Raw genomic sequence first — 25,389 nt, 5'->3', positions numbered from 1 at the left:
AAATAAAAAACTTTTACAAATAAAACTTAAACTTATCTTGGTCCTAAAAATCTATCACCGTTCAAATGTATCATATGATCTGGCATTGCCGATATCCATACTTCTGTTTCCCACGCAATTGCTGTAGAAAATTTTTTGTAAGTTGCAAAATCGAGAAATGCAGTGACAAATACTTTTCCAGCTTTTACATTTCTAGTCATCTGAGTAATCTCTAAAATTCTCTTAGGGTCCATTGGTCCCACACTAGTAACTGATTCAATAAAGTATATCCAATTTTTTTCTTCACTGTATAGTACAACGTCAGGCATTTTGTCATGTTTAGTAATTGCAAATCCAAGTTTTTTTAATGTTTCAATATTATTTACTAAATCTTTCTTTATAGTATCCCCGACATATAGACATTCAGAGCCTGGAGCAAATCTAGGTGCAAATTCCTCAATAATATATTTTTGGAGTTCATTATGCCTACCCGGAGAAAAAAGAAAATTCTCACCATTAATTTTAACGGGCATCTTTTCCATTCTTTTCTTAGATGCGTATTTATCAATTAAAGTTCCGTGCTCATTTTTAAATTCAATTAAAGAACTATCCCAGGAATCCTTTTTAAATGATTTTATCAGAGCTAGGGATTCCTCAGTTAGTCTATATCTATAATTTGGTGAATTAGTTGCTTTACCATTATCTTCAATTATTGCAGCATTTCTAAAATGATGAATAGCCTGTTTTCTGAAAGTTTCCCTAGAATTTTCTGCATATATTATGTCATATTTATCATTTAGGAATTGAATAATATCGTGAATTCTGATCCAATCATTCTTGCTTGAATTCCAATTATCCTCTTCACTAACAGAGCTCATAGCAATAAGAGTATAGCCACATAAATCAGTTTGTTGTTTCTTTGGCATACCTATTTCTTGTAATATCAACTTTGCTTCTTCAATTTTTTTCATTTCATAACCTCTCCTAATATAATATCGCACATTTCTACAGAAAAAATATTAGACAATTTCAACTTTTCTCCTAAATATTTTAAAATATTAATTTTGGGCATAGGTATGTTATTTATTTCCGTACTATTGACCTGAGTTGATCCATTTAAGATTCTGTAGTATCTATCGTAAATAGTAGAGTTAAATACCACGTACAGCCCAAAAACCAAAGATTCATCAATAATCAAGTTATTAACTGAGTCAATAAAATTTAATTTGTTTTGTGTACTAATATGGCTATACTCTGGAAAATTTTTAGATAAATATATCCCACATTGGAGTCTTCTTTTTTCCTCTTTAGAAGTAAATCTTTTAACAAACAGATAGTTTTTATTTTCCTGAATTAACCCTGGCTTACCATCCACTACATATTCATAATCTTTACCTATAGGAAATTGAACTAGACCTTCTTTAATATGTTGTGAGTAGAATAATGGAATAATGCCATCTCCAGATTCTTTTCTCAACAGTTCTCTATTTCTAAAATCAACTGTAATACCTGTTTTCATCTTTAAGTTCAAATCAAGAAGAGTGCAGTCAAATTTGTCTATTTTACTTAATACCTCCAGTTCTTCGTTATCAGTAACTAAATAAACATACTTTTCATCTCCAGAAACAGCTGTTTTATAAGGAACTTCGATATTTTGAATAGTATCAAATTCAGTGCTGTCTTTTGAGGTAGTTATTGATATGAATGGATAATCTGTGTTTGTCTTTTCAACTCTAATAATTATAGTTTCTTGAAGGACGGTTTCATTATCAAATACTTTATCTCTACTAGTAAAAAGATGTATGTTCCGCAATTTTCCATTTGATAAGAAATAATCTCTAAATTTCTTAAAATAGGCGCCAGAAGTCCATGATCTAGGCATAATATAAACCATCTGACCATTTGTTTTTAGATTAAACAAACTCATACTTGCAAATAGAAAGTATAGATTTGGAGCCCCGTAGCATACACTAGGCATTGATACCGCTTCTGGTGAATTTTTAGAAATTTTTAAATAGGGAGGGTTTCCAATAACTAGATCATACTTTTTAAAGGGGGTGCCAGCTTCAAAGGCGAGTCCTTGGCTAATCAAATAATTATCTCTAAAAATCGTATAATCTATTTCAATCTTAGATTTATTTTTTATGAATTCTAAATTTTCGACCAATATATTAATAATGTCAAGATTATTTTCGTAACAAGTTATATAAACTTTGTTAATTACACATTCGCTTTCTAATCTTTCAATCAATGCAGCAGTTAGAATACCAGAACCGGCACCTGGATCTAAAATACTTATGGAAGATTTATTACCGAAATTAGTAATATCAAACAAACTAGCCATATATTCTGCTGTTTCTTTTGAAGTAAAAAATTGTCCAATTTTTTTTCTTTCTGTTTTACTTTGCTTCTCAATATATTTGAGCGTATTATTAATAATATGTTCTAACATTTTTCACGAACCTCTCAATAAAAATAATATCAATTATGCCATCTTATCAAATGTTCAGTAACAATATTTGGTGAAACGTTAGATAGACAAAACTTAAAAGCGATTTTAAAAACCAATATATGGGAAGAGGCATAGTAATGTTCTAGGATTTTTTCAATTCTCATGTAGTTTTTAGTATTATAATAGGAGTAATGGTAAACATGGATTTTAGATCTGCATGTTTACGACGACCATTTTGAAGAATCAAATTAAAAAAGTACTAAGAATCATAAAAATATGACCTTAGTACTTTTTTTAGTACTCAATTTCTCGGTTCAACTTAGAAAAAGTGAGGTCTGTAATTGATAACTCAGTGCAACTTAGCGCCTTTCGGTTCAATAGTTTTTGTTAATTTTGGTGGATTTTATTCCCACTCCACCGTAGCTGGCGGCTTAGACGTAATATCATACACGATCCGGTTAACATGAGCGACTTCATTCACGATCCGAACGGAGATCTTTTGCAAGACTTCCCAAGGGATACGAGCAAAGTCTGCAGTCATCCCGTCGATTGAAGTAACCGCGCGGATACCGACTGTATAGTCATACGTGCGGCCGTCTCCCATAACACCGACTGAGCGGATGCCAGGTAGGACAGTGAAATATTGCCAGATGTCGCGGTCAAGACCGGCGTTGGCGATTTCTTCACGTAGAATCGCATCTGATTCACGGACGATTTCTAGTTTTTCTTCAGTAAGTTCACCAAGGACACGGATACCTAGACCTGGTCCTGGGAATGGTTGGCGCCAAACGATTGAGTCAGGCATGCCAAGCTGTGTTCCTAATTCGCGGACTTCGTCTTTGAATAGGGTATTTAATGGTTCGATCAATTCGAACTGCATGTCTTCTGGTAATCCACCTACGTTATGGTGTGATTTGATTGTTTGAGCTGTTTCGGTACCAGATTCGATCACATCGGTATAAAGCGTGCCTTGAGCTAAGAAGGAGATGCCTTCTTGACCAGCAAGTTTGGTTGCTTCATCGTCGAATAGGTAAACAAACTCGTTTCCGATGATTTTGCGTTTTTGTTCTGGATCAGAAACACCGGCTAATTTGTTTAGGAAACGATCTTTGGCATCGACTTTGATGATGTTCAAGCCGAATTTTCCGCCTAGTGCTTCCATGACTTGTTCGCCTTCATTTTTACGTAATAGACCGTGGTCTACGAAGATCGACGTTAATTGATCACCGATTGCTTTTTGTAAAAGCACCCCAACGACAGACGAGTCCACACCGCCTGATAGGCCTAGCAAGACTTTTTTGTCACCAACTTGTTCGCGGATTTTTGCAACTTGCATATCGATAAAGTTATCCATACTCCAGTCGCCTTTACATTGACAGACATCAAGGGCAAAGTGACGTAATAAGTTGTTTCCGTATTCTGAATGGCGCACTTCTGCGTGGAATTGAATTCCGTAGAAGTTGCGGTTGGTATCTTGGATCGCTGCGATCGGGCAGTCTTTGCTGGTGCCGACTTTTTCGAATCCTTCAGGAACTTGTGTAACCAAGTCGCCGTGGCTCATCCAAACGGTTTGTTCTTTTGGTGTTCCGGCAAATAGGACGGCATCATCAGAAATGACTTCCAAAGTTGCTTGACCGTATTCACGGTTTTTAGCAGGTTCTACTTTTCCGCCTAAGTTATATGTGATCAACTGCATGCCGTAGCAGATTCCTAAGACTGGAATCCCTAATTCAAAGATTTTTGGATCAATGGAGAAGGCTCCTTCGTCATAAACACTGTTTGGGCCACCTGATAAGATGATCCCTTTTGGATTCATGGCTTTGACTTCTTCTGCAGTGATGCGGTGGCTCATAAGTTCTGAGAAAACACCGAATTCACGAATACGACGAGTGATTAATTGGTTATACTGACTACCATAATCAAGTACAATGATTTTTTCTACGTTTGTCATTTCGGTAGAAACATTTGTCACAATTATTACCCCTTTTCAAGTTTTATTATAAAAGAAAGCAAGCTTTCTTTATAAGCTAGTATTTACGCAAATAGATCTCATCAATGATATGATGCTTTGCCTTGTGCAAGATAATATCAGCTCGGCCTCTTGTTGGCAAGATATACTCTTCCAAATTCTTCAAATTGACATTTTTCCAAACATCTTGCGCCATGCTTAAGGCTTCTTTACGATCGCCGATGGCATAATCGTAATAGTAATTATCAGGGTCTTTAAAGGCTGTATCTAATAAGGATTCAAAGCGTTCCAGATACCATCTTTCAACCATTTTCGGATCTGCGTCTACATAGATCGACAGATCAAAAAAGTCGCTGACATAGATTTGCTGATTTGCGGGCAGCTGCAAGGTATTGATTCCTTCCACGATCAAAATATCAGGAGAATCGATCAGCTCGTATTCGCCATCAACGATATCGTAGACATCATGGGAATATTTTGGGATCGGAATATTTTCTTTTCCTGATTTCACTTCATTCAAGACATCGATCAACTTCTCCATGTCATAGCTTTCAGGAAATCCCTTGCGGTCCATGATCCCGCGGTCTTCTAAAACAGCATTTGGATATAGAAAACCGTCTGTAGTAATCAATTGTACCGTTTGATGTTTGAATAAACGGTCTAATAAGGTCTGGAGTAAACGAGCGGTGGTACTTTTTCCGACAGCCACACTTCCGGCGATCCCGATAATAAAAGGCGGCATCTTTACATAACGATGCAGAAACAACCCTTTACTTAAAGTTAGCGACTCAAAATCTTTCATATAAAGATGGATCAGGTGACATAAGGGCACATAGACATCGGCCACATCCTTCATCGAGATTTGGTCATTCAAACTTTTGATGCTATCAAGCTCTGCTTGTGTCAAAGGTGTGTTTCCCGGTGTGTAGAAATCCTGCCACTGGTCACGGGCGATCCGGAAATAGTTCCCTCTTTCGTTCATAATACCCTCCTTATTCATACTTAAGTATTCATTCTTCAAAAACGAAAAATGATTTCTAATTTCATACGATAAATCATTCAACAATGCTCTATCATTGAGCGAGCTCGGAAGAAATACATAAATTTTTAATGTAAAAATTCAAAACGATTTTCGTACGCATACCCGCCTATTAATCTTGCTACAGCAAGAAGTAGGACTGGCAACTGCGCTTATTCTACCACAAAAAACGTACTAGAAAGTGCTCCGCCTCTAAGAAATCCGAATAATTTCCTGACACAAAACGTTATTTCTCATTTTAGCCGAAAAAAACCCAAAAAAGCTATCGGAATGATAGGAGTTTCATTGTTTTTTTAGTTGCGGATACGAAAACTAGCGAGATGTTAAGAATCGCCTTTAAAAAGTGTATCATAGGAGTAACAGACTTATAGAAGCAGGTGATGAGATGAAGAAACTAGAAGACATGAGTTTGGAAGAGCTGTGGCAATTATTTCCCATAATATTGAAGGAACATCATTCATGCTATGCTTCGTGGTACGAAGAAGAAAAACAGCGTTTGAGTGATCGCTTGACTGATTTTGGAATGCTGCGAATCAATCATATCGGCAGTACATCGGTTGAAGGATTGATTGCGAAACCAATCGTGGATATTTTATTGGAGTTTTCCGACGGTTATGAACTGGATCGTGTCTCAGAGACGCTGCAAACTGCCGGCTGGATCTTAATGATCAAGGATGATGAAAAGCAGATGTTGGATCTGAATAAAGGATATACATCGGCTGGTTTTGCGGAGAAGGTGTTTCATTTGCATGTGCGGGTACTAGGTGATTGGGATGAACTTTATTTTAGAGATTATTTACGAGAGCATCGAGGGGTCGCGCGGGAATATGAAGAATTGAAATTGTCCTTAAAAGAAAAGTATGAACACAATCGTGATGCGTATACAGAAGCAAAAACGGCCTTTGTCCAGAAGTACAGTCGAAAAGCACGGGAAGAATTCAGTGGACGCTATTTGATTAAATAAATCCTGTGTTTCGTGCTATGATAGGAAAGACTATTAGTAAGAAGGGATGACAATCATGAAGAAAATCGTTTTATTTAGCGACAGCTTACTAGCTGGTGTGATGAATGGCGAGATCAGCGATATTTTAGATAACTATATCCTTGATGAACTAACGGAGATGGGCTTTCCCGGCTATGGATTAGTGAAGTTGGGAAAACGTGGCGAGTCTTCTTCAGATGGTTTAGCTCGGGTGAATGAGGCGGTGGAAGCAGAGGGCGATTTTGTAGTAATCTCCTTTGGAACCAACGATTCATTGAAGCAAAAAAACACTGTCGAAACATTCGGTGAAAATATCAAAGAGATCGTCGAGTCTTTTGATGCATCGAAAGTTGTTTTACTGACGACTGGCTATATCAATACGGCTATTTTCCCAAATGGTGATAACGAGCGTCAACAGCTTTATGCTGAAAAAGCGAAGCAAGTCGCCGAAGAAGTCGGAGTGAATGTGATTGATCTTTATCATCACATGACCGTCTATCCAAAACCAAATGAGTTCGTACAAACATTCGATGGTATCCATCCTTCAAAAGAAGGCTACCATTTCTTGGGTGCTTTGATCGCACGAGATATTAAAGAAAAATTATTAGCAGAAGGGTAAGTTTATGGCAAATCATTATTATTCCGAAAATCCTGAGACAGCTCACGATCTGCATCAATGGTCATTTGAGTTGGCAGGAAAAACATTTCAGTTCGTTACCGACAGCGGCGTCTTTTCTCGCGATACAGTCGATTTTGGCTCGCGGGTTTTGATCGAACAATTTGAATCCGAAGAGTTACCAGAAGGAACGCTATTAGATGTGGGCTGCGGGTATGGGCCGATTGGTATGGCCTTGGCCTATCAAACGCAACGGCCAGTGGAGATGATCGATGTGAACAATCGGGCGGTCGAACTGGCACAAGGCAATGCGAAGCGCAACGGCATTGAGGCAGACATTCATCAATCGAATATTTACGAGACGCTGCATCAAAAAGAGTATGCGGCAATTATCAGTAATCCGCCGATTCGTGCTGGAAAGAAAGTCGTTCATCAAATTTTGAGTGATGCAGAACCCCTATTGAAAGTTGGCGGTTCATTGACGATCGTGATCCAAAAGAAACAAGGGGCGCCGAGTGCGAAAAGCAAGATGGAAGAAGTTTTCGGCAACGCGGAGATCGTGGCGAAAGACAAAGGCTACTATATTATTCGCAGTGTGAAGGAATAAAAGCAACCCGTTAGTTCATAATTTGAGCTGACGGGATTTTTTTCGTGATGGAAAAGGCTTGCAAGTCGAGGGAAAGAAACGCTATAATCACATTGACTCACGTTTTTCACAAATGTGATAAAAAGGAGCGAGTTTATGCAAAAAGAAGAAGATAAATTATTGGTGCGCATTGCCGAAATGTATTATCAAGAAGATAAAAATCAAAGTCAGATTTCTAAAGAGTTAAATATTCATCGCAGCACGATCAGCCGCTTGTTGAAACGGTCCCGCAATGAAGGAATCGTGAACATTTCTATCAATTATGACAAAGCAGGAACCTACAGTATCGAAAAGGAGCTGCAGGAAAAATTTGATTTAGAAAAAGCGATCATCGTTCAAGCTGGAGCGGATCTAAGTCGGACTCAAAAGGATAAAATGTTGGCACAAGGTGTGGGTGAATACCTGACAGAGATCATCAAGGATGATATGATCTTTGGTTTTTCATGGGGAGAAACAATGGCCGCGATTCCTGAAGGGCTGACAAATTATGATGTGGAAAATATTCTATGTGTTCCGATGATCGGTGGGCCTTCTGGCCGTTTGATCAGTGATTATCACGTTAATACGATTACTTATGAAGCATCGAAAAAGCTGAACGGACGCGCATTATTGATCGATTCGCCGGCTTTTCCTGAAACAGTCGCGTTGAAGAAGGCATTGATGGAAAATGAATTCAATCAAGAATTGATCGATTATTGGCGCAAGATCGATATCGCCATTCTTGGGATTGGTTCGCCGACCTTGAAGGCCAGTGAAAGCTGGAAACAGTTCTATGGCGAAGATGTCTTGGCTTATTTAGAAGGGAAAAAAGTCGTTGGGGATGTGGTATCGCGTTTCTACAATATCGAGGGTGAGCACATCGATAATACATTGGATGATCGTTTGATCGGTATCGATATTGCTGATTTGAAACGGACCCCTCATCGAATCGGTGTGGCCGAGGCCACTGATAAAGCAGATGCGATTGCCAGTGCACTAAAAGGACATTACATCAATGTCTTAGTCACGACAGAAGAAACTGCACGAGAAGTATTGAAAAGATAAGAGTGCCTGCGAATGGTAAGCGGATTGTCTAAGTGGAAATTGCTTACGTGGATAGGAGCTGGATATGACTAAAGGAGGAGTCCATGCAAGTTATTCGTTTGCTTCAAACAACGTTGATTTTATTGAGCCGCAAGCAAGTGACCGCAAAAGAGCTGGCGGAGCGATTCCAGGTTTCTGTCCGCACGATCTATCGGGATGTGGATGCGTTGAGTTTGGCTGGGATTCCTGTTTATGCTAATAAAGGCCGCAACGGCGGAATTTTTTTGGACGATTCCTATCATGTTAGTAATGCTTTGATTGAAAAAGAAGAGCAGGATGATCTGTTCTTGGCGCTGCATTTGTTGCAGTCAGTGGGATTGGCCGATACAGAGGATCTGTTGAAAAAAATGGGGACAGTTTACGATTGGAGCGAGTGGCTGGAAGTCGATCTGAGTCAGACAGAGATCACCAGCCAAACTTTTGAACAGATCAAAAAAGCGTTATTCAATCACTGTGAGATCATCTGTGTCTATCATACCGAATATGGCCAAACGCGTTTGGTGTCTTTGGCGCCGAAAAGAGTGCTGTACAAGTATCAAACTTGGTATTTGCTTGCTTGGGAATTGACTAAAGAAGACTGGCAATTATTTCCTTTAAAACAACTCAGAAATGTTGTTTTAAAGGGGCCGATCGACTATCCATTGCCCGATGAGGTCTTGGATTTCCCGCAGTTAACTGTTCATCTACGTTTTAGTAAGCGGATCGCCTATAAAAAATATGCGGAGTTCATGGACTTTGATTGGAAGGACAATGAGGACAGCAGTTTTGATGCGTCATTGACCTTTGCGGAGTTCGACGACCTGTATCGCTTCTTGATTCCATTGGGGAAAAATGTCGAAATTCTTGAACCTAGCTGGATTCGCGAAAAAGTATTGAATTATGTTGCTGCTTTTTATGAAAACCATTTTTAATATGACATGTTCTGGCATTCTCTTCCGTTACACTTGAAAAAAGGATGCCCGTTCACTATAAAAAAAGAACACTTTGGTTGAATGATCTACGGCATTCGAATTGAATATGGAGGAGATAACTATGAAATTTGAACAAATCGTTAAACCGGATCAGTGGATTCTTTCCCAAAGTTTCACTGTGAAAGTTGAAGAGATTCCACAGGTGATTGGACCGACCTTTATGAAATTAGGTGGATTTATCCAAGAGCAGGGCATAACTATTTTGAGTACACCATTCGTATCCTTTAAGAACATGGACGAGAATGGCGGATTGGATGAATCAGCTATAGAGATGGAAGTTGGTTTTCCTGTTGCTTCAGAAGTTAAGGACGCGGATAAGATCGATTGCGACAGCTATTTTTTGTCATCTTACAAGGCGCTATCTGGACTTTATGTCGGTAAATACGATGACATGACCGATCCCTATTTCGCTATGATGGACGAGATCAAGAGAATCGGCGGGAAATTTCGCGGGATTTCTTACGAATATTACCTCAGTGATGAAGAAATACCTGAAGAACAACAAGAGACAATTATGGAGTTAGTTTACGAATAAGAGTAGAACCAATCAGACAAGTTGAAAAACTTGTCTTTTTTTTTGCATTTTTTTATTTTTCAGACTCTATTTAGCTAATTAGCTACGAAACACTCGATATTTCTTTAAAAGAGCGGACATAGTCAAATTTGATAGTGCTGCTCTTTTTTTGCACTTTTGTGATTTAGTTTTAAAAAAGTTGCATAAAGTTGTTGACAACGTTTTCTTGCGCAGTTAATATAAAGGTGCAACAAATGTTAAAAAGAAATCACAAATGTTAAAAGGGGCGTTTGCAATGGATTGGTTAGATGTACAAGGAAAAACAGTGATTGTCACAGGAGGCTCATCAGGAATTGGAGCGGCCATTGTCAAAGAATTATGTGAATTAGGAATCAATGTCGTAAATGCAGATTTACGAGAAGGTGCCTTTACTCATGAAAACTTATTTTTTAGTCAAACAGATGTTACTTCACCTGAATCCGTGGAGCAGACAGTAGCAGCAGCAAAAGCGAAATTTCAGACGATCGACGCGGTAGTTAATAATGCTGGGATCAATATCCCCGCTTTGTTAGTGGATGAAGAAATGACTGAAGAGGGTAAATTCCAAATCAATGAACAGATCTTTAACAAGATGATCGCCATCAACCAAAAGGGCGTATATCTAATGGGGCAAGCGGTTGGTCGTGTAATGGTTAAGCAGGGCTATGGTGTCATCATCAACATGTCATCAGAATGCGGACTAGAAGGTTCGGAAGGCCAAAGTGTCTATGCTGCGACAAAGGCAGCGGTAAATAGTTTCACTCGTTCATGGGCAAAAGAGTTAGGGAAAAAAGGGGTTCGAGTTGTAGGAATCGCACCTGGAATCATGGAAGAAACAGGCTTGCGCACGATCGAGTATGAAACAGCGTTGGCTTACACTCGTGGGATTTCAGTAGAACAATTACGAGCAGGCTACACCAATACCAAAACAATTCCGTTGGGACGCGATGGAAAATTAAGTGAGGTCGCTGATCTAGTTGCTTACTTTGTTTCTGGGCGATCAAGTTATGTAGACGGTGTAACGGTCAATGTTGCTGGTGGAAAAACAAGAGGGTAATTTTGATTCTGCTGACCGTACAAGGTGCGGTTGGCAGAATTGTAGATGAATAAAACAGGAGGTATTTATGAACAAAGTAATTTTAGTTGCTCATGGGAAGCTTGCACACGAAATGAAAAATTCAGCCGAGATGATTTTTGGCGCACTGCCAGATTTTGAATCTGTAGAGTTTTTGAAGGAAGAAGGATTGGATACGATCCAAGAGAAAGTTTCTGCGGCAATGTGTGACCGCGAGGCTTCATATCTAGTTTTGACCGATTTATTTTGCGGTACGCCTTACAATGCCAGCTGTGCTGTAGCCATGAAAAATCCTGAACGTGAGATTGAGGTCGTGTCGGGAATGTCGTTGCCGATCGTGTTGGAGGTAGCAAGTATGCTAGGAAATAATTTGCAGGATATTGTGAATCATGCAACAAGTATTCCTTGCGATACAGTGAAAGCGTTTAAACAACAGATGATTGAAGAAGAGGAGGATTTTTAAAATGCAAATCAAATTATCACGGATTGATGATCGGTTGATCCACGGTCAAGTTGCAACGGTTTGGGCAAAAGAAGCGGGTGCGAAACGAATCATCGTCGTCAGCAAAGAAGTCGCGAATGATGAAATTCGTAAAACATTGGTGAAACAAGCAGCACCTCCAGGAATCAAAGTCAACATCGTTGATCCAGAAAAAGCGGTAAAAGTTTACAACAATCCGAAGTACGCGGATGAAACAGTCTTCTATTTATTCACTAACCCGATGGAAGTATTTGAAATGGTTCAAATGCAAGTGCCGATCAACTCGATCAACATTGGTGGAATGCAATTTAAAACGGGGCGGACACAAATTACCAAAGCAGTCTCGGTAGATCAAACAGAAGCAGATGCGTTCCGAAAACTGGAAGCAGCAGGAGTGGAGCTGGACTTGCGAGTAGTGGCGACCGATCCAAAAGGCAATTTTGAAGAAAAACTGAAAGAAGCAGGTTTCTAATTAAAAATTGGCCAGATTAATAGCGGTATACGGCTTGAAGGTAAGACTAATTTTTACGTTAGAAAAATTAATTCATTAAATTGAAATAGGAGGACACAAAAAATGGAATTATCAGCTTTGCAGATTGTACTTATTTTTCTTTTTTCATGTGTGTGCGGGATGGGCAGCGTGTTGGATGAATTTCAAACGCATCGACCGTTGATTGCATGTACGATGGTTGGTTTGATTTTAGGTGATGTGACAACGGGGATTATCTTAGGCGGGACTTTGGAGCTGATCGCTTTAGGGTGGATGAATATCGGTGCGGCGCAATCACCGGATTCCGCGTTAGCCAGTGTAATCTCAACGATCTTAGTTGTCGTGGGTCAACAAGATATTCAGTCAGGAATCGCGATCGCTTTGCCAGTTGCAGCGGCGGGACAGGTACTGACAGTTATCGCTCGAACGATCACGGTGGCTTTCCAGCATGCGGCAGATCGCGAAGCTGAGAAAGCGAACTTCAACAAAATCATTTTCCTGCATTTTAGTGCTTTATTCATTCAGGCTTTGCGTGTAGCGATTCCTGCAACGATCGTAGCGGCATTTGTTAGTGCAGAGATGGTAACGAAGATGTTGGATATGATTCCGGATGTCATCACAGGTGGATTAGCGGTTGCTGGCGGATTTATCGTAGTCGTCGGATATGCGATGGTCTTGAACATGATGAGTGTAGCTTACTTGATGCCTTTCTTTTATTTAGGATTTGTCATGGGCGGTTACTTAGAGTTTAGTTTATTGGCTTTCGGTATTATTGGTCTGATCACAGCATTAGTTTATGTACAGTTGAATCCGAACTTTAAGAAAAACGAAGTCCAAGGCAATCATGTGGCAGCAGTCGTTGCCGGCGAATTAGCCGATGATGAATTAGAAGATTAGGGGGCAAGCAAAATGGAAAATACTTCAACGGTAGCAACTAAAAAAGATATTTATGCGCAATCGCAATTGACCAAAAAAGATTTGATGACCACTTTTGTTTTTTCAAATTTCCAGCAAGCATCCTTTAACTTTGAACGAATTCATGCGCTGGCCTTCTGTGTGGATATGATCCCAACGATCCGCAGAGTTTACAAAACAAAAGAAGAACAATCCGAAGCATTGAAACGTCATTTAACTTTCTTCAATACGACACCAGCTGTTTGCGGACCGGTAATCGGCGTAACGATGGCGATGGAAGAAGCACGGGCGAGTGGCGCAGATATCGATGATGGAACGATCAATAGTTTGAAGGTCGGTTTGATGGGACCTTTGGCAGGTGTCGGGGATCCGTTAGTTTGGGGGACATTACGTCCAATCACCGCAGCATTAGGCGCTTCATTAGCTCTATCTGGAAACGTGATGGGGCCGATTCTATTTTTCGTAGCCTTCAACGCGATTCGTTTGGCGATGAAATGGTTTGGCTTGACCTATGGTTTCAGTAAAGGGATGGATATTGTCAAAGATCTATCCGGCAACCTATTGCAAAAATTGACCGAAGGCGCAACGATTTTGGGATTGTTCATTATGGGTGTGCTGGTAACAAAATGGACGACCATCAATATTCCGTTAGTTGTATCAAAAACACCTGGCGCGGATGGGAAAACAGTGATTACAACAGTGCAAAATGTTTTGGATGATCTAGTACCCGGATTGCCGGCATTAGGCTTAACCTTGCTGATGATGTATCTATTGAAGAAAAAAGTGAGCCCAATCGTTTTGATCTTTGTCTTATTTGCGGTAGGAATTATCGGTTATTGGTTGGGAATCTTAGCTTAATCGTCAGTTCTGTTTCTTGCATTGGAAAGGACAACAAAAATCAGATTCACTTTGCATAATTTTTGGAGAATAAATCAAAAAATGAGTTCGTTAATAGGAACTAGGAGGAATAGTAGTGAAAACAAAGGCAGTGCGTTTATATGGTAAGAAAGATTTGCGCTTGGAGGAATTTGAATTACCTGAAATCAAAGAAAATGAAATTTTAGCATCCGTAATCACTGACAGTATTTGCATGTCGACATGGAAGTTAGCGAACCAAGGAGCGGATCATAAGAAAGCGCCAAACGATCTTGCGGAAAATCCGATCATCATCGGCCATGAATTTTGTGGTGAGTTATTAGAAGTTGGCGGGAAATGGGCGCACAAATATAAGAAGGGTGAGCGTTATGTCTTGCAGGCGAATCTGCAATTACCAGATCGTCCGGATTGCCCAGGCTATTCGTATGCTTATACTGGCGGAGACGCTACGTACATCGTGATCTCTGAGGATGTCATGAATCAGGATTGTTTGATCCCTTATAAAGGCGAGACCTATTTTGAAGGTTCCCTAATCGAACCCTTGTCTTGTGTGATCGGTGCTTTCGAAGCGAACTATCACTTAAAAGAAGGTTCCTATGAGCATAAGATGGGAATCAAGGCTGATGGCAGCTTATTGATTATGGGTGGTACTGGACCAATGGGACTATTGGCGATCGATTATGCGCTGCATGGTCCAATCAAACCGAAAAAAATGGTCGTAACGGATCGAGACGAAGAAAAATTAGCTCGTGCAGCTAAATTATATCCAAGTCAAAATGGTATCGAAGTTTCTTATGTAAATGTAGCGGATGTCGACGATCAAGTCAGTCTATTGAAGGAAACAGCCGGTGGTGGCTTCGATGATATTTTTGTTATGATTCCTGTTGGTCCGGTTGTCAGTGATGCAGCAGCGATGTTGAATCCAGATGGCTGTCTTAATTTCTTTGCTGGACCGCAAGACAAGGAATTTTCGGCCAACGTGAACTTTTACGATGTTCATTATTCATTCACTCATTTCGTGGGAACTTCTGGCGGGAATACAGAGGACATGCGAAAAGCAGTCAAGCTGATTGAAGACAAACAAGTAAAAGTGGCAAATGTCGTTACGCATGTCTTAGGTTTAGATGCGGTAGGCGAAACGACCTTGAATCAACCAGCCATCGGCGGTGGGAAAAAATTAGTTTATACTCATAAACAGTCAGAGTTGAAGAAATTATCAGAGATTGAGACGGATTCCGAATTAGGTAAAATCTTGGCAGAAACAGATGGGATTTGGAGTAAGAAAGCAGAAAATTACGTTCTGAAATATTATCCAAATATTTAATATTTTATTTAGAAAATGAATTAATCGCTTTTTCTTACGAATGCCATTTTTTCAATGTTCGTGTTTTAAAGTGGAAATGAGAAAGATCGCCGCAGTGTATTTCTGTACCTGCGGTGATCTTTTTTTATAGATTATCTTTCAAAAATTGAACGGTTGCAAGGTATGCGAGGTCTGAATATCCTTCCCCGTGAACAGTACCGGTAATCAATTTGGTTTCGCTTGGAACGCCTTTTTCGGAAAGAGCTGCTTGTAATTTATAAACGCCGGATAAAGGAACTAGTTCTTTCAATGAATTAGCGATAAAAAGCGGACCACTGTTATTTGAGACTCGAGATAATGGATCGGCTTGCCTTAAAAGATCGCTGTTTTGGTTTACATAGTTTAAAATAAACCATTTGTAAAAGGCATCGTTTGCACCATCCTGATCGATTTTTCCGCTCGCTTGTTTATCAAAGTCAGGTTTTTGGTTCATCGCTGCTAGTACATCCGGATGTTTTTGTACCCAATCGTAGAGATCAATGATCCCGGACCATGAGGCTGCTGGAATCCCTCTTTGCAAAGCTAATTCAATGGCTAAATTACCGCCGGCTGAAGAGCCTAATGCGGCGATTTTTCCATTTATTGGAAAATCACTCTTCGTTAGCCAATCGTAAACGTTCAGTATATCATCCAGTGCGGCTGGAAAAATATGCGTCGGTGCTAATCGGTAATTAGGTGCAATTACAAGAAAACCGTCCGCTGATAAGCGTTCTGCTAGAGCAGTTTCTTTATTTTTGTCACCTCGGAACCACCCGCCGCCATGAATTAAGAGAATTGCGGCTTCAATTGTTTTAGGTTCGTAAATGTCTAAGCCCAATTGCTTTTCTTCATCATATACATAGTCTTTGATCACATTGTTCCGCTCCTTTTATCAATGAAATGCTTTTCTTCAAAAAAATCTTTTAGTGGATCTTGTGGTTTCTACAGTCTTTAATCTACGCTCTTTTCTTCACAGAGCAAGCAAGAAGTCTTGTCTTTTGTTGAAAAGGGCTTTCTTTCTAATTTTTCCTTTGCTACACTTAGAAAAAATGCAGAGAGAAGGTCCATGATGAAGATCACCATCAAAGAAATCGCTGAAATGGCAGGCGTTTCAGTTACGACTGTATCGCAAATCTTAAATAATAAGGGCAGTCGATTCAGCGAACAGACACGTAAAAAGGTCCTAGCGATCGTTGAAGAGCATCAATATAAACCGGATTTTTTTGCGGCCAACTTGATCAATCGCCATTCGAAAACGATTGGGATGATCGTACCGGATGTGACAGACTTTTTCTTCTCAAAAGTGATTGAAGGGGTAGAAAGTTATTTAAACCCATTAGGCTACATGATTATTTTATGTAATTCACGCCATGACATTGAACAAGAAAAACGTTATTTAAATGAATTGTCGCATCGTTCAGTAGATGGGATTTTATTAGCGACGCCCAACCATTTAGAGGATGAACATAAACTAGGCAGTGATTTTTACCGCAAACACCCGATTGTATTGATCGACCGTGGGTTGAATGATCGGGATTGGGGTCAGTTGCTGGTTGAGGAGTATGCGGGTGCACAGGAAGTATTACGGATGCTGGTAGATAAAGGGCATCGCCATATAGGGATGTTGAAGGAGAGTCTGGGCTATTATCAACTGACAGAACGTGTTAAGGCCTATCGTCAAGTCGTTTTTGAGTATCAATTACCCTTTGAAGAAAATTATATTGCTTCGGGAGAATTAACGATTGCTGGTGGTTATCATGCGGCCAGAGAAGTATTAAAGAATAAGAAGATCACAGCAATTTTTTGCGGGAATGACGAAATGGCAATTGGCTGTTATCAAGCGATTTATGAAGCTGGATTGAGAGTTCCAGAGGATATTTCTGTAGTTGGTTTTGATGGGTTAGAGGTCAGCAAGTATATGGTACCGCCGTTGACGACGGTATTTCAACCGAGTACTGAAATTGGTTTTTCGGCGGCTAAATTTTTAGTCGATGCGATTAATTTCCCTTCTCAGCGAATTCCGAATAAAATCTTCCAAACTAAATTAATTATTCGTGAGAGTGTGAAAGAAGTGATTCAGGGTTGACAATGGGTTCCGTACCCGTTATAGTAGCAATGGCAGCGCTAACAGAAAGCGCTTCTTCGTTAAGTAAACTGTTTTACTAAAGTGGTTTACCTTTCGCCATTTTATTGTATAATATCTTTTGAAGCTTGGAGGAAAACCTATGAGAATGGTAGATTTGATAGAGAAAAAGAGAGACGGAAATGTTCTATCAAAGGAGCAAATCGATTTTATTATTGAAGGTTATACAGACGGTAGTATTCCAGATTATCAGATGAGTGCGTTATTGATGGCGATATTTTATCAAGACATGACAGATGAAGAAATATCTCATTTAACTTTAGCTATGGCAAATTCAGGTGACATCATTGATTTATCTTCGATTGAAGGAATCAAGGTGGATAAGCATTCGACCGGCGGTGTTGGCGATACGACAACTTTAGTATTGGCTCCGCTTGTGGCAAGTGTCGGCGTACCCGTTGCTAAAATGTCTGGAAGAGGTCTTGGTTTTACTGGCGGTACCTTAGATAAATTCGAATCGATCCCCGGCTTTAAAATTGAATTATCTGATCAAGAGTTCATTGATATCGTGAATAAAAGCAAAGTTGCTGTAATCGGTCAGTCAGGAAATCTGGCTCCCGCGGATAAGAAGCTTTACGCCTTGCGTGATGTAACGGCAACGGTTGACTCTATCCCATTGATCGCCAGCTCGATCATGAGTAAAAAAATCGCAGCAGGTGCTGATGCCATCGTTTTAGACGTAACGACTGGTGATGGCGCCTTTATGAAAGACATTGAAGATGCCAAGCGTTTAGCCAAGACAATGGTACGGATCGGAAAACTAGCAGGTCGTCAGACGATGGCTGTTATCTCGGACATGTCAGAGCCATTAGGTGAAGCGATCGGAAATAGCTTAGAGATCGTCGAAGCCATAGATACGCTAAAAGGAAATGGTCCAGCAGATCTTACCGAAATGTGCTACGTACTAGGTAGTCAAATGGTGGTACTGGCTAAAAAAGCAGAGACATTGGAAGAAGCTCGAATAATGCTGGAAGAAGCACTTCATTCAGGCAGAGCATTAGAAAAATTCCGTGAGATGGTCAAAGATCAAGGCGGCGATCCAACAGTGATCGATCAGACTGATAAAATCTTGACGGCTCAATATGAAATCGAGCTGCCAGCTAAAGCTTCTGGGTATGTAACAAAACTAGTTGCTAATGAAATTGGGATCGCAGCAATGCTGTTAGGCGCGGGACGCAAGACCAAGGAAGACGATATCGATCATGCTGTTGGCATCAAGCTCCACAAAAAAATCGGTGATGAAGTGGCTGAAGGCGAATCATTATTAACGATTTATGCGAACTCGGCTGAGATTGACGATGTGAAGAAACTACTTTATCAGAATATTTCTATTGGAGCTACGCCTGAAGAACCTATTTTGATTCATGATGTTATTACAGAATAAGTATTTAAAACTTTTTTATAACAAGAAAGAATATATTATAATAAGAAGAAGCGGGGAATCATAAATGGAAATCAATCGAATGATCGACCACACAATTTTAAAAGCGGATGCACAATTAGCAGACGTGATGAAAATTATTGAAGAAGCAAAAAAATATCGTTTCTACTCTGTCTGCATTAATCCGACTTGGGTAGCTCTTGCAGCCAAAGAATTGCAAGGCGAACCAGTTGCTGTTTGTACAGTAATCGGCTTCCCATTAGGTGCAAATACAACAGAAACAAAAGCGTTCGAAGCAGCAAATGCAATCGAAAACGGTGCTGATGAAGTCGATATGGTCATCAATATCAGTGAACTGAAAGATGGAAACGACGAAAAAGTTCAAAAAGATATCGAGGCAGTTGTCGCTGCGGCTAAAGATAAAGCGTTAGTCAAAGTGATCATCGAAACGTCTCTATTAACGAATGAAGAAAAAATCAAAGCGTGTGAATTAGCGAAAGCAGCGGGCGCAGACTTTGTTAAGACCTCTACTGGTTTTTCAACAGGCGGCGCGACCGTTGAAGATGTACGCTTGATGCGTGCAACAGTTGGACCTGAAATGGGCGTCAAAGCTTCTGGCGGTATCCAAAATGCGAAAGAAGCAGAAGCAATGATCGAAGCAGGCGCGACACGTTTAGGCGCCAGCTCAGGTGTTGCCATTATGAACGGACTTTCCGGTACGGGGTACTAAGATCGGAGGCAGTACACATGAGTAAGCAAGAATGGATCGACATTGCTGTTGAGGCATTAGATAAGGCCTATGTTCCATATTCAAAATTTCCAGTTGGGGCTTGTCTGGTAACCAAAGAAGGCAAAACCTATCAAGGCATCAATATTGAGAATGCCTCATACGGCTTGACGAATTGTGCGGAACGCACCGCCTTTTTCAAAGCTGTTTCAGAAGGCGAAAGAGAATTTAGTCATTTAGTGATCGCCGGTCATACACCAGAACCAATTTCTCCATGCGGCGCCTGCCGCCAAGTCATGGCAGAATTTTGTGACCCAGCGATGCCAGTAACCTTAGTCGGTGACAACGGTGTATTAAAAGAGATGACCGTTGAAGGGTTACTGCCATATATCTTCACTGATAAAGATTTATAAACCATGTTCATTCAGTCGCAGGACTGTTGAAAAAATCATATTTAGGGGGCTTTACAGAAATGAAAAAAGCAAAATTATTTGGCCTAGGTACCGTGGCAATGGCAGCATTGCTAGCATTAGGAGCTTGCGGCGGAGGCGGCGGTTCAACTGATTCTTCAGGTGGAGCAGCTAAGGAAGATGGAAAACACAGTGTTGCGATCGTAACAGATATCGGTGGAGTGGACGACCGTTCATTTAACCAAAGTGCTTGGGAAGGTCTTCAAGCTTGGGGTAAAAAACACGATATCAAAAAAGGTAATGGCGGATACAACTATATCCAATCAAACGATGCTTCTGAATATGAACAAAATATCTCACAAGCTGTTTCAAACGGATTTAACACAGTCTTCGGGATTGGTTACTTACTAGCTGACCCAATCTCAGCAGCAGCAGATCAAAATGCAGACACAAACTTCGTTATCATCGATTCAGTGATCGATGGCAAGAAAAACGTCGCTTCAGCAACCTTTAAAGACCAAGAAGCAGCTTACCTAGCAGGTGTAGCGGCAGCTGAAACAACTAAATCTAATAAATTAGGTTTTGTTGGTGGTGAAGAAGGAGCCGTTATCGACCGCTTTGAAGCTGGTTTCGTTAAAGGTGTAGAAGATACTGCTAAAAAATTAGACAAAGACATTTCTGTAGACGTACAATACGCAGCTTCATTTGGTGATCCAGCTAAAGGTAAAGCATTAGCGGCTAATATGTACAACGGTGGAATTGACATTATTTATCATGCTTCAGGCGGTACAGGTCAAGGGGTCTTCTCAGAAGCAAAAGCTCGTAACGAAAAATTAGACGAAGCTGACAAACTTTGGGTTATCGGTGTAGATAGCGACCAACAAAAAGAAGGTAAATACACATCTAAAGACGGTAAAGAAAGCAACTTCTGTTTAACTTCAACACTTAAAGGTGTAGGTGCAGCGGTTCAAGATATCTCTACTCGTGCATTAGAAGATAAATTCCCTGGCGGCGAACACTTGTCATACGGTTTGAAAGACGGCGGTGTTGATTTAACTGACGGATTCCTTTCAGACGATGCAAAAGCAGCTGTCAAAGAAGCAAAAACTCAAGTTTCTGATGGCGATATCAAAGTTCCAGAAACTCCAGAAAAATAAACAATGAGGTGACCATAGCCTCCAGCCAAGTGAGGCTATGGTCTCTTTTTTTAAAGCAAAGCCTTCTTTTTTTAGCCAAGTCACAGCCTGTGCTGGGTTTGGCTAAGGGAAGAACGCCCTTAGCGTTGCACTGTTTTGTCAGGTTTAGAAAGCGATAGGATGTGAAAAGAAAGTGACAGAAGAGCAAAATGTCATTGAGATGCGCAATATCACCAAACAATTTGGCACATTTAAAGCAAATGACAACATCAATCTACAGATCCGTAAAGGCGAGATCCATGCACTTTTAGGGGAAAATGGTGCCGGTAAATCGACACTGATGAATGTTTTGTCCGGTTTATTACAGCCAACATCGGGTGAGATTTTGATGGACGGTCAAAAGGTTGATATCTCAAGCCCAACTAGAGCCAATCAATTAGGGATCGGGATGGTCCATCAACATTTCATGTTAGTTGATGCCTTTACCGTTACGGAAAACATTATTTTAGGCAGCGAACCCAATAAAGGCGGCATATTGGACAAAAAGGAAGCCAAAGCAGAAATCGAACGTTTGTCGCGAGAATATGGTTTGAAAGTAGATCCAGATGCATACATACGAGACATCTCAGTTGGGATGCAGCAACGGGTTGAAATTTTAAAAACCTTATACCGTGGTGCCAATGTCTTGATTTTTGACGAACCAACAGCGGTATTGACTCCGCAAGAAATCGATGAGTTGATCAACATCATGGAAGGGTTGATCAAAGAAGGCAAATCGATCATTTTGATCACGCATAAATTGGATGAGATCAAAAAGGTAGCGGATCGTTGTTCTGTTATCCGTCGGGGACAATACATCGGAACAGTCGATGTGAAGGATGTCAGCTCACAACAATTAGCGGATATGATGGTTGGCCGCTCAGTTTCCTTCAAAACGGATAAGATTGCTGCGACACCAGGTGAAACAGTTCTTTCTATTAAAGACTTAGTGGTGAAAGAAAGCCGCGGCTTGGACGCAGTTAAAAACTTGTCGTTGGATGTTCATCGAGGTGAAGTAGTCGGGATCGCCGGGATCGATGGCAACGGTCAGACTGAATTGATTCAAGCATTGACTGGTCTGAGAAAAGTCGAAAGCGGGACTGTAACGATCAACGGAGAAGATGCGACCGGGAAAGCACCGCGTCAAATCACTGAAATCGGGGTCGGCCATGTGCCGGAGGACCGTCATAAATACGGACTTATCTTACCTTTACCGTTGTCTGAAAACATTGCTTTGCAATCTTACTACCATGCACCATTCAGTAAAAATGGTATTTTAAACTACGGCGAGATCGATCGTTACGCGACACGTTTGATCGAAGAATACGATGTGCGGACGACCAGCGAAAAAGCACCTGCCGCTTCTCTTTCAGGAGGGAATCAGCAAAAAGCAATCATCGCCCGGGAAGTTGATCGTGATCCAGATCTATTGATTGTTTCACAACCAACACGCGGACTAGACGTAGGTGCGATCGAATACATCCACAAACGCTTGGTTGAACAGCGGGATAAACAAAAAGGTGTGCTACTTGTCAGTTTTGAGTTAGATGAAATTTTGAATGTCTCTGATCGTATCGCGGTTATCCACGCAGGTGAGATCGTCGGGATCGTGGATCCGAAAGAAACTTCTGAAAATGAACTTGGTCTGTTGATGGCTGGTTACAGTTTAGAAGAGGCGCGAGCAGAATTAGCAAAGGCTGGTGAGACAAATGAATGATCGCTCAGAGCGTATTAGAAACATTTTAGTACCGATTATTTCAGTAATTTTTGGATTTATTCTTGGAGCCATCTTGATGGCGATATTTGGTTTTAATCCAATCGAGGGCTATAACGCGATGTTCAGCTCAGCTTTCCAAAGCAAAATGTCGATTGGCGAAATCTTAGTTAGTGCGGGGCCTCTGATTTTTACAGCGTTAGGCTTTTCGGTTGCCAATTCAGCTGGCTTCTTTAACGTCGGGCTTTCTGGTCAGGCTTTATGCGGCTGGGTAGCAAGTATTTGGGTAGCGCTAAGCATGCCTGATTCACCGAAAATCGTTGTAGTACCATTAGCAATTATTGTTGGCGCATTAGCGGGGGCTGTAGCTGCTGCGATTCCTGGTTTCCTACGGGCGTTCTTTGGAACCAGTGAAGTTATTGTTACGATCATGATGAACTATGTGATTTTGTATACCGCAAACCATATTGTAAACCATGTGATGTCACCAGATATTATTTCTAATAAAGGGGTCACAAAAGCAGTTGGGCTGAATGCTTCATTGCGTGAACCTTGGTTGACGAATATTTTTGGTGGTTCACGAGTAAACATGGGGTTTATCTTAGCATTGATTTTCTTAGTAGTCGTTTGGTTCATAATGAAGCGTACGACATTAGGGTTTGAAATTCGTTCCGTTGGGTTGAACCCATTTGCCTCTGAATATGCTGGGATGAGCAGTAAACGGACGATCGTGATCTCAATGATCATTTCCGGCGCTTTAGCTGGTTTGGGCGGTGTCGTTTATGGTTTAGGAACATTCATGAACTACTTTGTTCAAGGAACATCAGTCAGCATCGGGTTTGACGGAATGGCTGTTTCATTATTAGGAAACGGCAGTTCAGTCGGAATATTATTATCAGCATTATTATTTAGCGTTTTGAAACTTGGCGGACAAGGAATGCAGTTCTCAGGTATTCCTAGTGAATTAGCCAATAGTGTCATTCCATTGATCATCTTCTTCGTAGCGATCAACTACATCGTACGTGTGGGTCTAGCAAAAGTAATGGGCGGTAAAAAAGAAGTTGAAACTGTCCAAGAAATAGAAAGTGCTCCGAACGAAGAATCTGAAAAAGGGGGCAAAGTCTAATGAATATGGATTTGTTGGCTTCAATTATTGCTCAGACGCTTGTGTATTCTGCACCATTGATCTTAACTGCGCTTGGCGGAGTATTTTCTGAACGAAGCGGGATTGTAAACGTTGGTTTGGAAGGAATCATGGTAGCGGGTGCCTTCAGCTCCGTTGTATTTAATCTGGCTTTTGCCGATCAGTTCGGTGCGATGACACCATGGCTCGGCGTTTTAGTCGGCGGTTTAGCCGGAATGGCGTTCTCATTGCTGCATGCAGTGGCGACAGTTAGTTTCCGAGCCGATCACATTATCAGTGGTACTGTAATGAATCTGTTAGCTCCTCCGTTAGCGATCTTCTTGATCAAAGTAATTTACGGAAAAGGGCAAACAGATACGATTCAACAACAATTTGGCTACTTTGATTTTCCAGGATTGAGTAAAATCCCTGTTCTGGGTGAGTTGTTCTTTAAAAATACGAGCTTACCAGCCTACTTCGCGATTTTAGTCGCTGTAATTTCTTGGTTTGTCATTTTCAAAACACGTTTTGGTTTACGCCTGCGTTCTGTCGGTGAAAATCCACAGGCAGCAGATACGCTGGGAATCAATGTTTATGTATTGCGCTATTCTGGTGTTTTACTATCTGGTTTCTTAGGCGGAATGGGTGGAGCAGTCTTCGCGCAATCAATCGCAGGACGTTTCGCAGCAACGACGATCGCTGGACAAGGATTTATCTCATTGGCAGCGATGATCTTTGGTAAATGGAACCCGCTAGGTGCGATGGGTGCCGCGATCTTCTTTGGTTTCGCGCAAAACTTGAGTATCGCAGGTTCGAACTTACCAATCATCTCACAAATCCCAGACGTGTACCTGCAATCAGCACCATATGTATTGACCATCATCGTACTGGTTCTCTTCTTAGGAAAATCAGCCGCACCAAAAGCCGATGGCGTCAACTACATCAAATCAAAATAATTCTTTTGTTTTTAAAGGGCGGGACTATGGGACAATGTTTCTTAGTCACGCCCTTTTTTGCCAGTCCAACTTTTCGCAGTTGCTCAAAGTCGGACTGGCAAAATGAAGGTTTAAAACTATATATTGATACGCGCTCTTTAGTTGGATGGTATGCGTACGAAAATAAAAGAATTTTTACGACAGCAAAAATTCTTACTATACTTGTGAGCTAGCTGCCAGTCCAGTGTCTGCTCTAAGCTCAGTGGAACGGCATATGTGGTGAGAATCAAACTGATTTTTTCGTTTTTTGAA

Annotated in this window: 25 protein-coding genes; 20 read left to right on the top strand and 5 right to left on the bottom strand. The window is 40.7% G+C overall.

What is annotated here, in order from left to right:
* Positions 1-32: 32 nt before the first annotated feature.
* The 4 genes from IGI38_RS22260 to coaA form a co-directional block, all read right to left on the bottom strand.
* Positions 33-950, bottom strand: a complete 918-nt coding sequence (locus IGI38_RS22260) for a BsuBI/PstI family type II restriction endonuclease (protein ID WP_282800492.1) — start codon at positions 948-950, stop codon at positions 33-35.
* Positions 947-2,431 (bottom strand): Eco57I restriction-modification methylase domain-containing protein, encoded by a 1,485-nt coding sequence (locus tag IGI38_RS22255; RefSeq protein ID WP_438734080.1) that lies wholly within the window; start codon positions 2,429-2,431, stop codon positions 947-949. The genes IGI38_RS22260 and IGI38_RS22255 overlap by 4 nt, the downstream gene beginning before the upstream one ends.
* A 403-nt stretch (positions 2,432-2,834) precedes the next feature.
* A complete protein-coding gene (guaA, locus tag IGI38_RS22250) occupies positions 2,835-4,403 on the bottom strand; it encodes a glutamine-hydrolyzing GMP synthase (protein WP_438734079.1) in 1,569 nt (522 codons plus the stop codon).
* Between the two features lie 55 nt (positions 4,404-4,458).
* The gene (gene coaA / locus IGI38_RS22245) at positions 4,459-5,382 is read right to left on the bottom strand and encodes a type I pantothenate kinase (protein WP_438734078.1); all 924 of its coding nucleotides are present in this window, start codon (positions 5,380-5,382) and stop codon (positions 4,459-4,461) included.
* 442 nt (positions 5,383-5,824) lie between these two features.
* Between coaA and IGI38_RS22240 the strand changes: the two genes are divergently transcribed.
* The 12 genes from IGI38_RS22240 (at position 5,825) to IGI38_RS22185 (ending at position 15,451) form a co-directional block, all read left to right on the top strand.
* A complete protein-coding gene (locus IGI38_RS22240; protein ID WP_438734077.1) occupies positions 5,825-6,403 on the top strand; it encodes a GrpB family protein in 579 nt (192 codons plus the stop codon).
* A gap of 55 nt (positions 6,404-6,458) precedes the next feature.
* Positions 6,459-7,040, top strand: a complete 582-nt coding sequence (locus tag IGI38_RS22235; RefSeq protein WP_438734076.1) for an SGNH/GDSL hydrolase family protein — start codon at positions 6,459-6,461, stop codon at positions 7,038-7,040.
* A 4-nt stretch (positions 7,041-7,044) separates the two neighbouring features.
* Entirely contained in the window at positions 7,045-7,644 is a 600-nt protein-coding gene (locus tag IGI38_RS22230; RefSeq protein ID WP_438734075.1) for a class I SAM-dependent methyltransferase, read from the top strand.
* A gap of 135 nt (positions 7,645-7,779) precedes the next feature.
* A complete protein-coding gene (locus tag IGI38_RS22225; RefSeq protein WP_438734074.1) occupies positions 7,780-8,727 on the top strand; it encodes a sugar-binding transcriptional regulator in 948 nt (315 codons plus the stop codon).
* A gap of 83 nt (positions 8,728-8,810) precedes the next feature.
* The gene (locus IGI38_RS22220; RefSeq protein WP_438734073.1) at positions 8,811-9,677 is read left to right on the top strand and encodes a helix-turn-helix transcriptional regulator; all 867 of its coding nucleotides are present in this window, start codon (positions 8,811-8,813) and stop codon (positions 9,675-9,677) included.
* A gap of 121 nt (positions 9,678-9,798) precedes the next feature.
* Complete coding sequence (locus tag IGI38_RS22215) at positions 9,799-10,272, top strand: hypothetical protein (protein ID WP_438734072.1); 474 nt, start codon at positions 9,799-9,801, stop codon at positions 10,270-10,272.
* Positions 10,273-10,546: 274 nt separating this feature from the next.
* On the top strand, positions 10,547-11,347 hold the full coding sequence (locus IGI38_RS22210) for an SDR family oxidoreductase (RefSeq protein WP_438734071.1): 801 nt from the start codon (positions 10,547-10,549) through the stop codon (positions 11,345-11,347).
* A gap of 67 nt (positions 11,348-11,414) precedes the next feature.
* Positions 11,415-11,828 (top strand): PTS sugar transporter subunit IIA, encoded by a 414-nt coding sequence (locus tag IGI38_RS22205; protein ID WP_438734070.1) that lies wholly within the window; start codon positions 11,415-11,417, stop codon positions 11,826-11,828.
* 1 nt (position 11,829) lies between these two features.
* Positions 11,830-12,318, top strand: coding sequence for a mannose/fructose/sorbose PTS transporter subunit IIB (locus tag IGI38_RS22200; RefSeq protein WP_438734069.1), 489 nt, complete (start codon positions 11,830-11,832; stop codon positions 12,316-12,318).
* A gap of 102 nt (positions 12,319-12,420) precedes the next feature.
* On the top strand, positions 12,421-13,233 hold the full coding sequence (locus IGI38_RS22195; protein ID WP_438734068.1) for a PTS mannose/fructose/sorbose transporter subunit IIC: 813 nt from the start codon (positions 12,421-12,423) through the stop codon (positions 13,231-13,233).
* Positions 13,234-13,245: 12 nt separating this feature from the next.
* Complete coding sequence (locus IGI38_RS22190; RefSeq protein ID WP_438734067.1) at positions 13,246-14,109, top strand: PTS system mannose/fructose/sorbose family transporter subunit IID; 864 nt, start codon at positions 13,246-13,248, stop codon at positions 14,107-14,109.
* A gap of 115 nt (positions 14,110-14,224) precedes the next feature.
* Complete coding sequence (locus IGI38_RS22185; protein ID WP_438734066.1) at positions 14,225-15,451, top strand: zinc-binding dehydrogenase; 1,227 nt, start codon at positions 14,225-14,227, stop codon at positions 15,449-15,451.
* 124 nt (positions 15,452-15,575) lie between these two features.
* On the opposite strand, the gene IGI38_RS22180 is transcribed toward IGI38_RS22185, so the two are convergent.
* The gene (locus IGI38_RS22180; RefSeq protein ID WP_438734065.1) at positions 15,576-16,343 is read right to left on the bottom strand and encodes an alpha/beta hydrolase; all 768 of its coding nucleotides are present in this window, start codon (positions 16,341-16,343) and stop codon (positions 15,576-15,578) included.
* Positions 16,344-16,538: 195 nt separating this feature from the next.
* Between IGI38_RS22180 and IGI38_RS22175 the strand changes: the two genes are divergently transcribed.
* The 8 genes from IGI38_RS22175 (at position 16,539) to IGI38_RS22140 (ending at position 25,098) form a co-directional block, all read left to right on the top strand.
* Positions 16,539-17,555, top strand: coding sequence for a LacI family DNA-binding transcriptional regulator (locus IGI38_RS22175; RefSeq protein ID WP_438734064.1), 1,017 nt, complete (start codon positions 16,539-16,541; stop codon positions 17,553-17,555).
* Positions 17,556-17,694: 139 nt separating this feature from the next.
* Complete coding sequence (locus IGI38_RS22170) at positions 17,695-18,996, top strand: pyrimidine-nucleoside phosphorylase (RefSeq protein WP_438734063.1); 1,302 nt, start codon at positions 17,695-17,697, stop codon at positions 18,994-18,996.
* Between the two features lie 64 nt (positions 18,997-19,060).
* On the top strand, positions 19,061-19,723 hold the full coding sequence (gene deoC, locus IGI38_RS22165; RefSeq protein WP_438734062.1) for a deoxyribose-phosphate aldolase: 663 nt from the start codon (positions 19,061-19,063) through the stop codon (positions 19,721-19,723).
* Between the two features lie 17 nt (positions 19,724-19,740).
* Entirely contained in the window at positions 19,741-20,133 is a 393-nt protein-coding gene (locus IGI38_RS22160) for a cytidine deaminase (RefSeq protein WP_438734061.1), read from the top strand.
* A 59-nt stretch (positions 20,134-20,192) separates the two neighbouring features.
* Positions 20,193-21,287 carry a BMP family lipoprotein gene (locus IGI38_RS22155; RefSeq protein WP_438734060.1) on the top strand — a complete coding sequence of 365 codons (1,095 nt, stop codon included), beginning with the start codon at positions 20,193-20,195 and terminating at the stop codon, positions 21,285-21,287.
* 199 nt (positions 21,288-21,486) lie between these two features.
* Entirely contained in the window at positions 21,487-23,022 is a 1,536-nt protein-coding gene (locus IGI38_RS22150; protein ID WP_438734387.1) for an ABC transporter ATP-binding protein, read from the top strand.
* Positions 23,015-24,145 carry an ABC transporter permease gene (locus IGI38_RS22145; RefSeq protein ID WP_438734059.1) on the top strand — a complete coding sequence of 377 codons (1,131 nt, stop codon included), beginning with the start codon at positions 23,015-23,017 and terminating at the stop codon, positions 24,143-24,145. Before IGI38_RS22150 ends, IGI38_RS22145 begins: the two co-directional genes overlap by 8 nt.
* Positions 24,145-25,098 (top strand): ABC transporter permease, encoded by a 954-nt coding sequence (locus IGI38_RS22140; protein ID WP_438734058.1) that lies wholly within the window; start codon positions 24,145-24,147, stop codon positions 25,096-25,098. Before IGI38_RS22145 ends, IGI38_RS22140 begins: the two co-directional genes overlap by 1 nt.
* The last annotated feature ends 291 nt before the right edge of the window (positions 25,099-25,389 follow it).

Origin of the sequence: Enterococcus sp. AZ128, from assembly GCF_051714485.1 — a bacterium.
Lineage (GTDB): Bacteria > Bacillota > Bacilli > Lactobacillales > Enterococcaceae > Enterococcus_A.
Note: the sequence above shows the minus strand (reverse complement) of the source record. Positions and strands in the feature narration are given on the sequence as shown.

What these genes read in the sequence shown, in the direction of transcription:
- IGI38_RS22220 (WP_438734073.1), top strand. Translation starts at nt 8,811, where the DNA reads ATGCAAGTTATTCGTTTGCTTCAAACAACGTTGATTTTATTGAGCCGC.
- deoC (WP_438734062.1), top strand. Translation starts at nt 19,061, where the DNA reads ATGGAAATCAATCGAATGATCGACCACACAATTTTAAAAGCGGATGCA.
- IGI38_RS22235 (WP_438734076.1), top strand. Translation starts at nt 6,459, where the DNA reads ATGAAGAAAATCGTTTTATTTAGCGACAGCTTACTAGCTGGTGTGATG.
- IGI38_RS22175 (WP_438734064.1), top strand. Translation starts at nt 16,539, where the DNA reads ATGAAGATCACCATCAAAGAAATCGCTGAAATGGCAGGCGTTTCAGTT.
- IGI38_RS22195 (WP_438734068.1), top strand. Translation starts at nt 12,421, where the DNA reads ATGGAATTATCAGCTTTGCAGATTGTACTTATTTTTCTTTTTTCATGT.
- IGI38_RS22190 (WP_438734067.1), top strand. Translation starts at nt 13,246, where the DNA reads ATGGAAAATACTTCAACGGTAGCAACTAAAAAAGATATTTATGCGCAA.
- IGI38_RS22210 (WP_438734071.1), top strand. Translation starts at nt 10,547, where the DNA reads ATGGATTGGTTAGATGTACAAGGAAAAACAGTGATTGTCACAGGAGGC.
- IGI38_RS22205 (WP_438734070.1), top strand. Translation starts at nt 11,415, where the DNA reads ATGAACAAAGTAATTTTAGTTGCTCATGGGAAGCTTGCACACGAAATG.
- IGI38_RS22260 (WP_282800492.1), bottom strand. Translation starts at nt 950, where the DNA reads ATGAAAAAAATTGAAGAAGCAAAGTTGATATTACAAGAAATAGGTATG.
- IGI38_RS22145 (WP_438734059.1), top strand. Translation starts at nt 23,015, where the DNA reads ATGAATGATCGCTCAGAGCGTATTAGAAACATTTTAGTACCGATTATT.
- IGI38_RS22225 (WP_438734074.1), top strand. Translation starts at nt 7,780, where the DNA reads ATGCAAAAAGAAGAAGATAAATTATTGGTGCGCATTGCCGAAATGTAT.
- IGI38_RS22140 (WP_438734058.1), top strand. Translation starts at nt 24,145, where the DNA reads ATGAATATGGATTTGTTGGCTTCAATTATTGCTCAGACGCTTGTGTAT.
- IGI38_RS22215 (WP_438734072.1), top strand. Translation starts at nt 9,799, where the DNA reads ATGAAATTTGAACAAATCGTTAAACCGGATCAGTGGATTCTTTCCCAA.
- IGI38_RS22255 (WP_438734080.1), bottom strand. Translation starts at nt 2,431, where the DNA reads ATGTTAGAACATATTATTAATAATACGCTCAAATATATTGAGAAGCAA.
- IGI38_RS22150 (WP_438734387.1), top strand. Translation starts at nt 21,487, where the DNA reads ATGCGCAATATCACCAAACAATTTGGCACATTTAAAGCAAATGACAAC.
- IGI38_RS22170 (WP_438734063.1), top strand. Translation starts at nt 17,695, where the DNA reads ATGAGAATGGTAGATTTGATAGAGAAAAAGAGAGACGGAAATGTTCTA.
- IGI38_RS22240 (WP_438734077.1), top strand. Translation starts at nt 5,825, where the DNA reads ATGAAGAAACTAGAAGACATGAGTTTGGAAGAGCTGTGGCAATTATTT.
- IGI38_RS22230 (WP_438734075.1), top strand. Translation starts at nt 7,045, where the DNA reads ATGGCAAATCATTATTATTCCGAAAATCCTGAGACAGCTCACGATCTG.
- IGI38_RS22155 (WP_438734060.1), top strand. Translation starts at nt 20,193, where the DNA reads ATGAAAAAAGCAAAATTATTTGGCCTAGGTACCGTGGCAATGGCAGCA.
- IGI38_RS22200 (WP_438734069.1), top strand. Translation starts at nt 11,830, where the DNA reads ATGCAAATCAAATTATCACGGATTGATGATCGGTTGATCCACGGTCAA.
- IGI38_RS22160 (WP_438734061.1), top strand. Translation starts at nt 19,741, where the DNA reads ATGAGTAAGCAAGAATGGATCGACATTGCTGTTGAGGCATTAGATAAG.
- coaA (WP_438734078.1), bottom strand. Translation starts at nt 5,382, where the DNA reads ATGAACGAAAGAGGGAACTATTTCCGGATCGCCCGTGACCAGTGGCAG.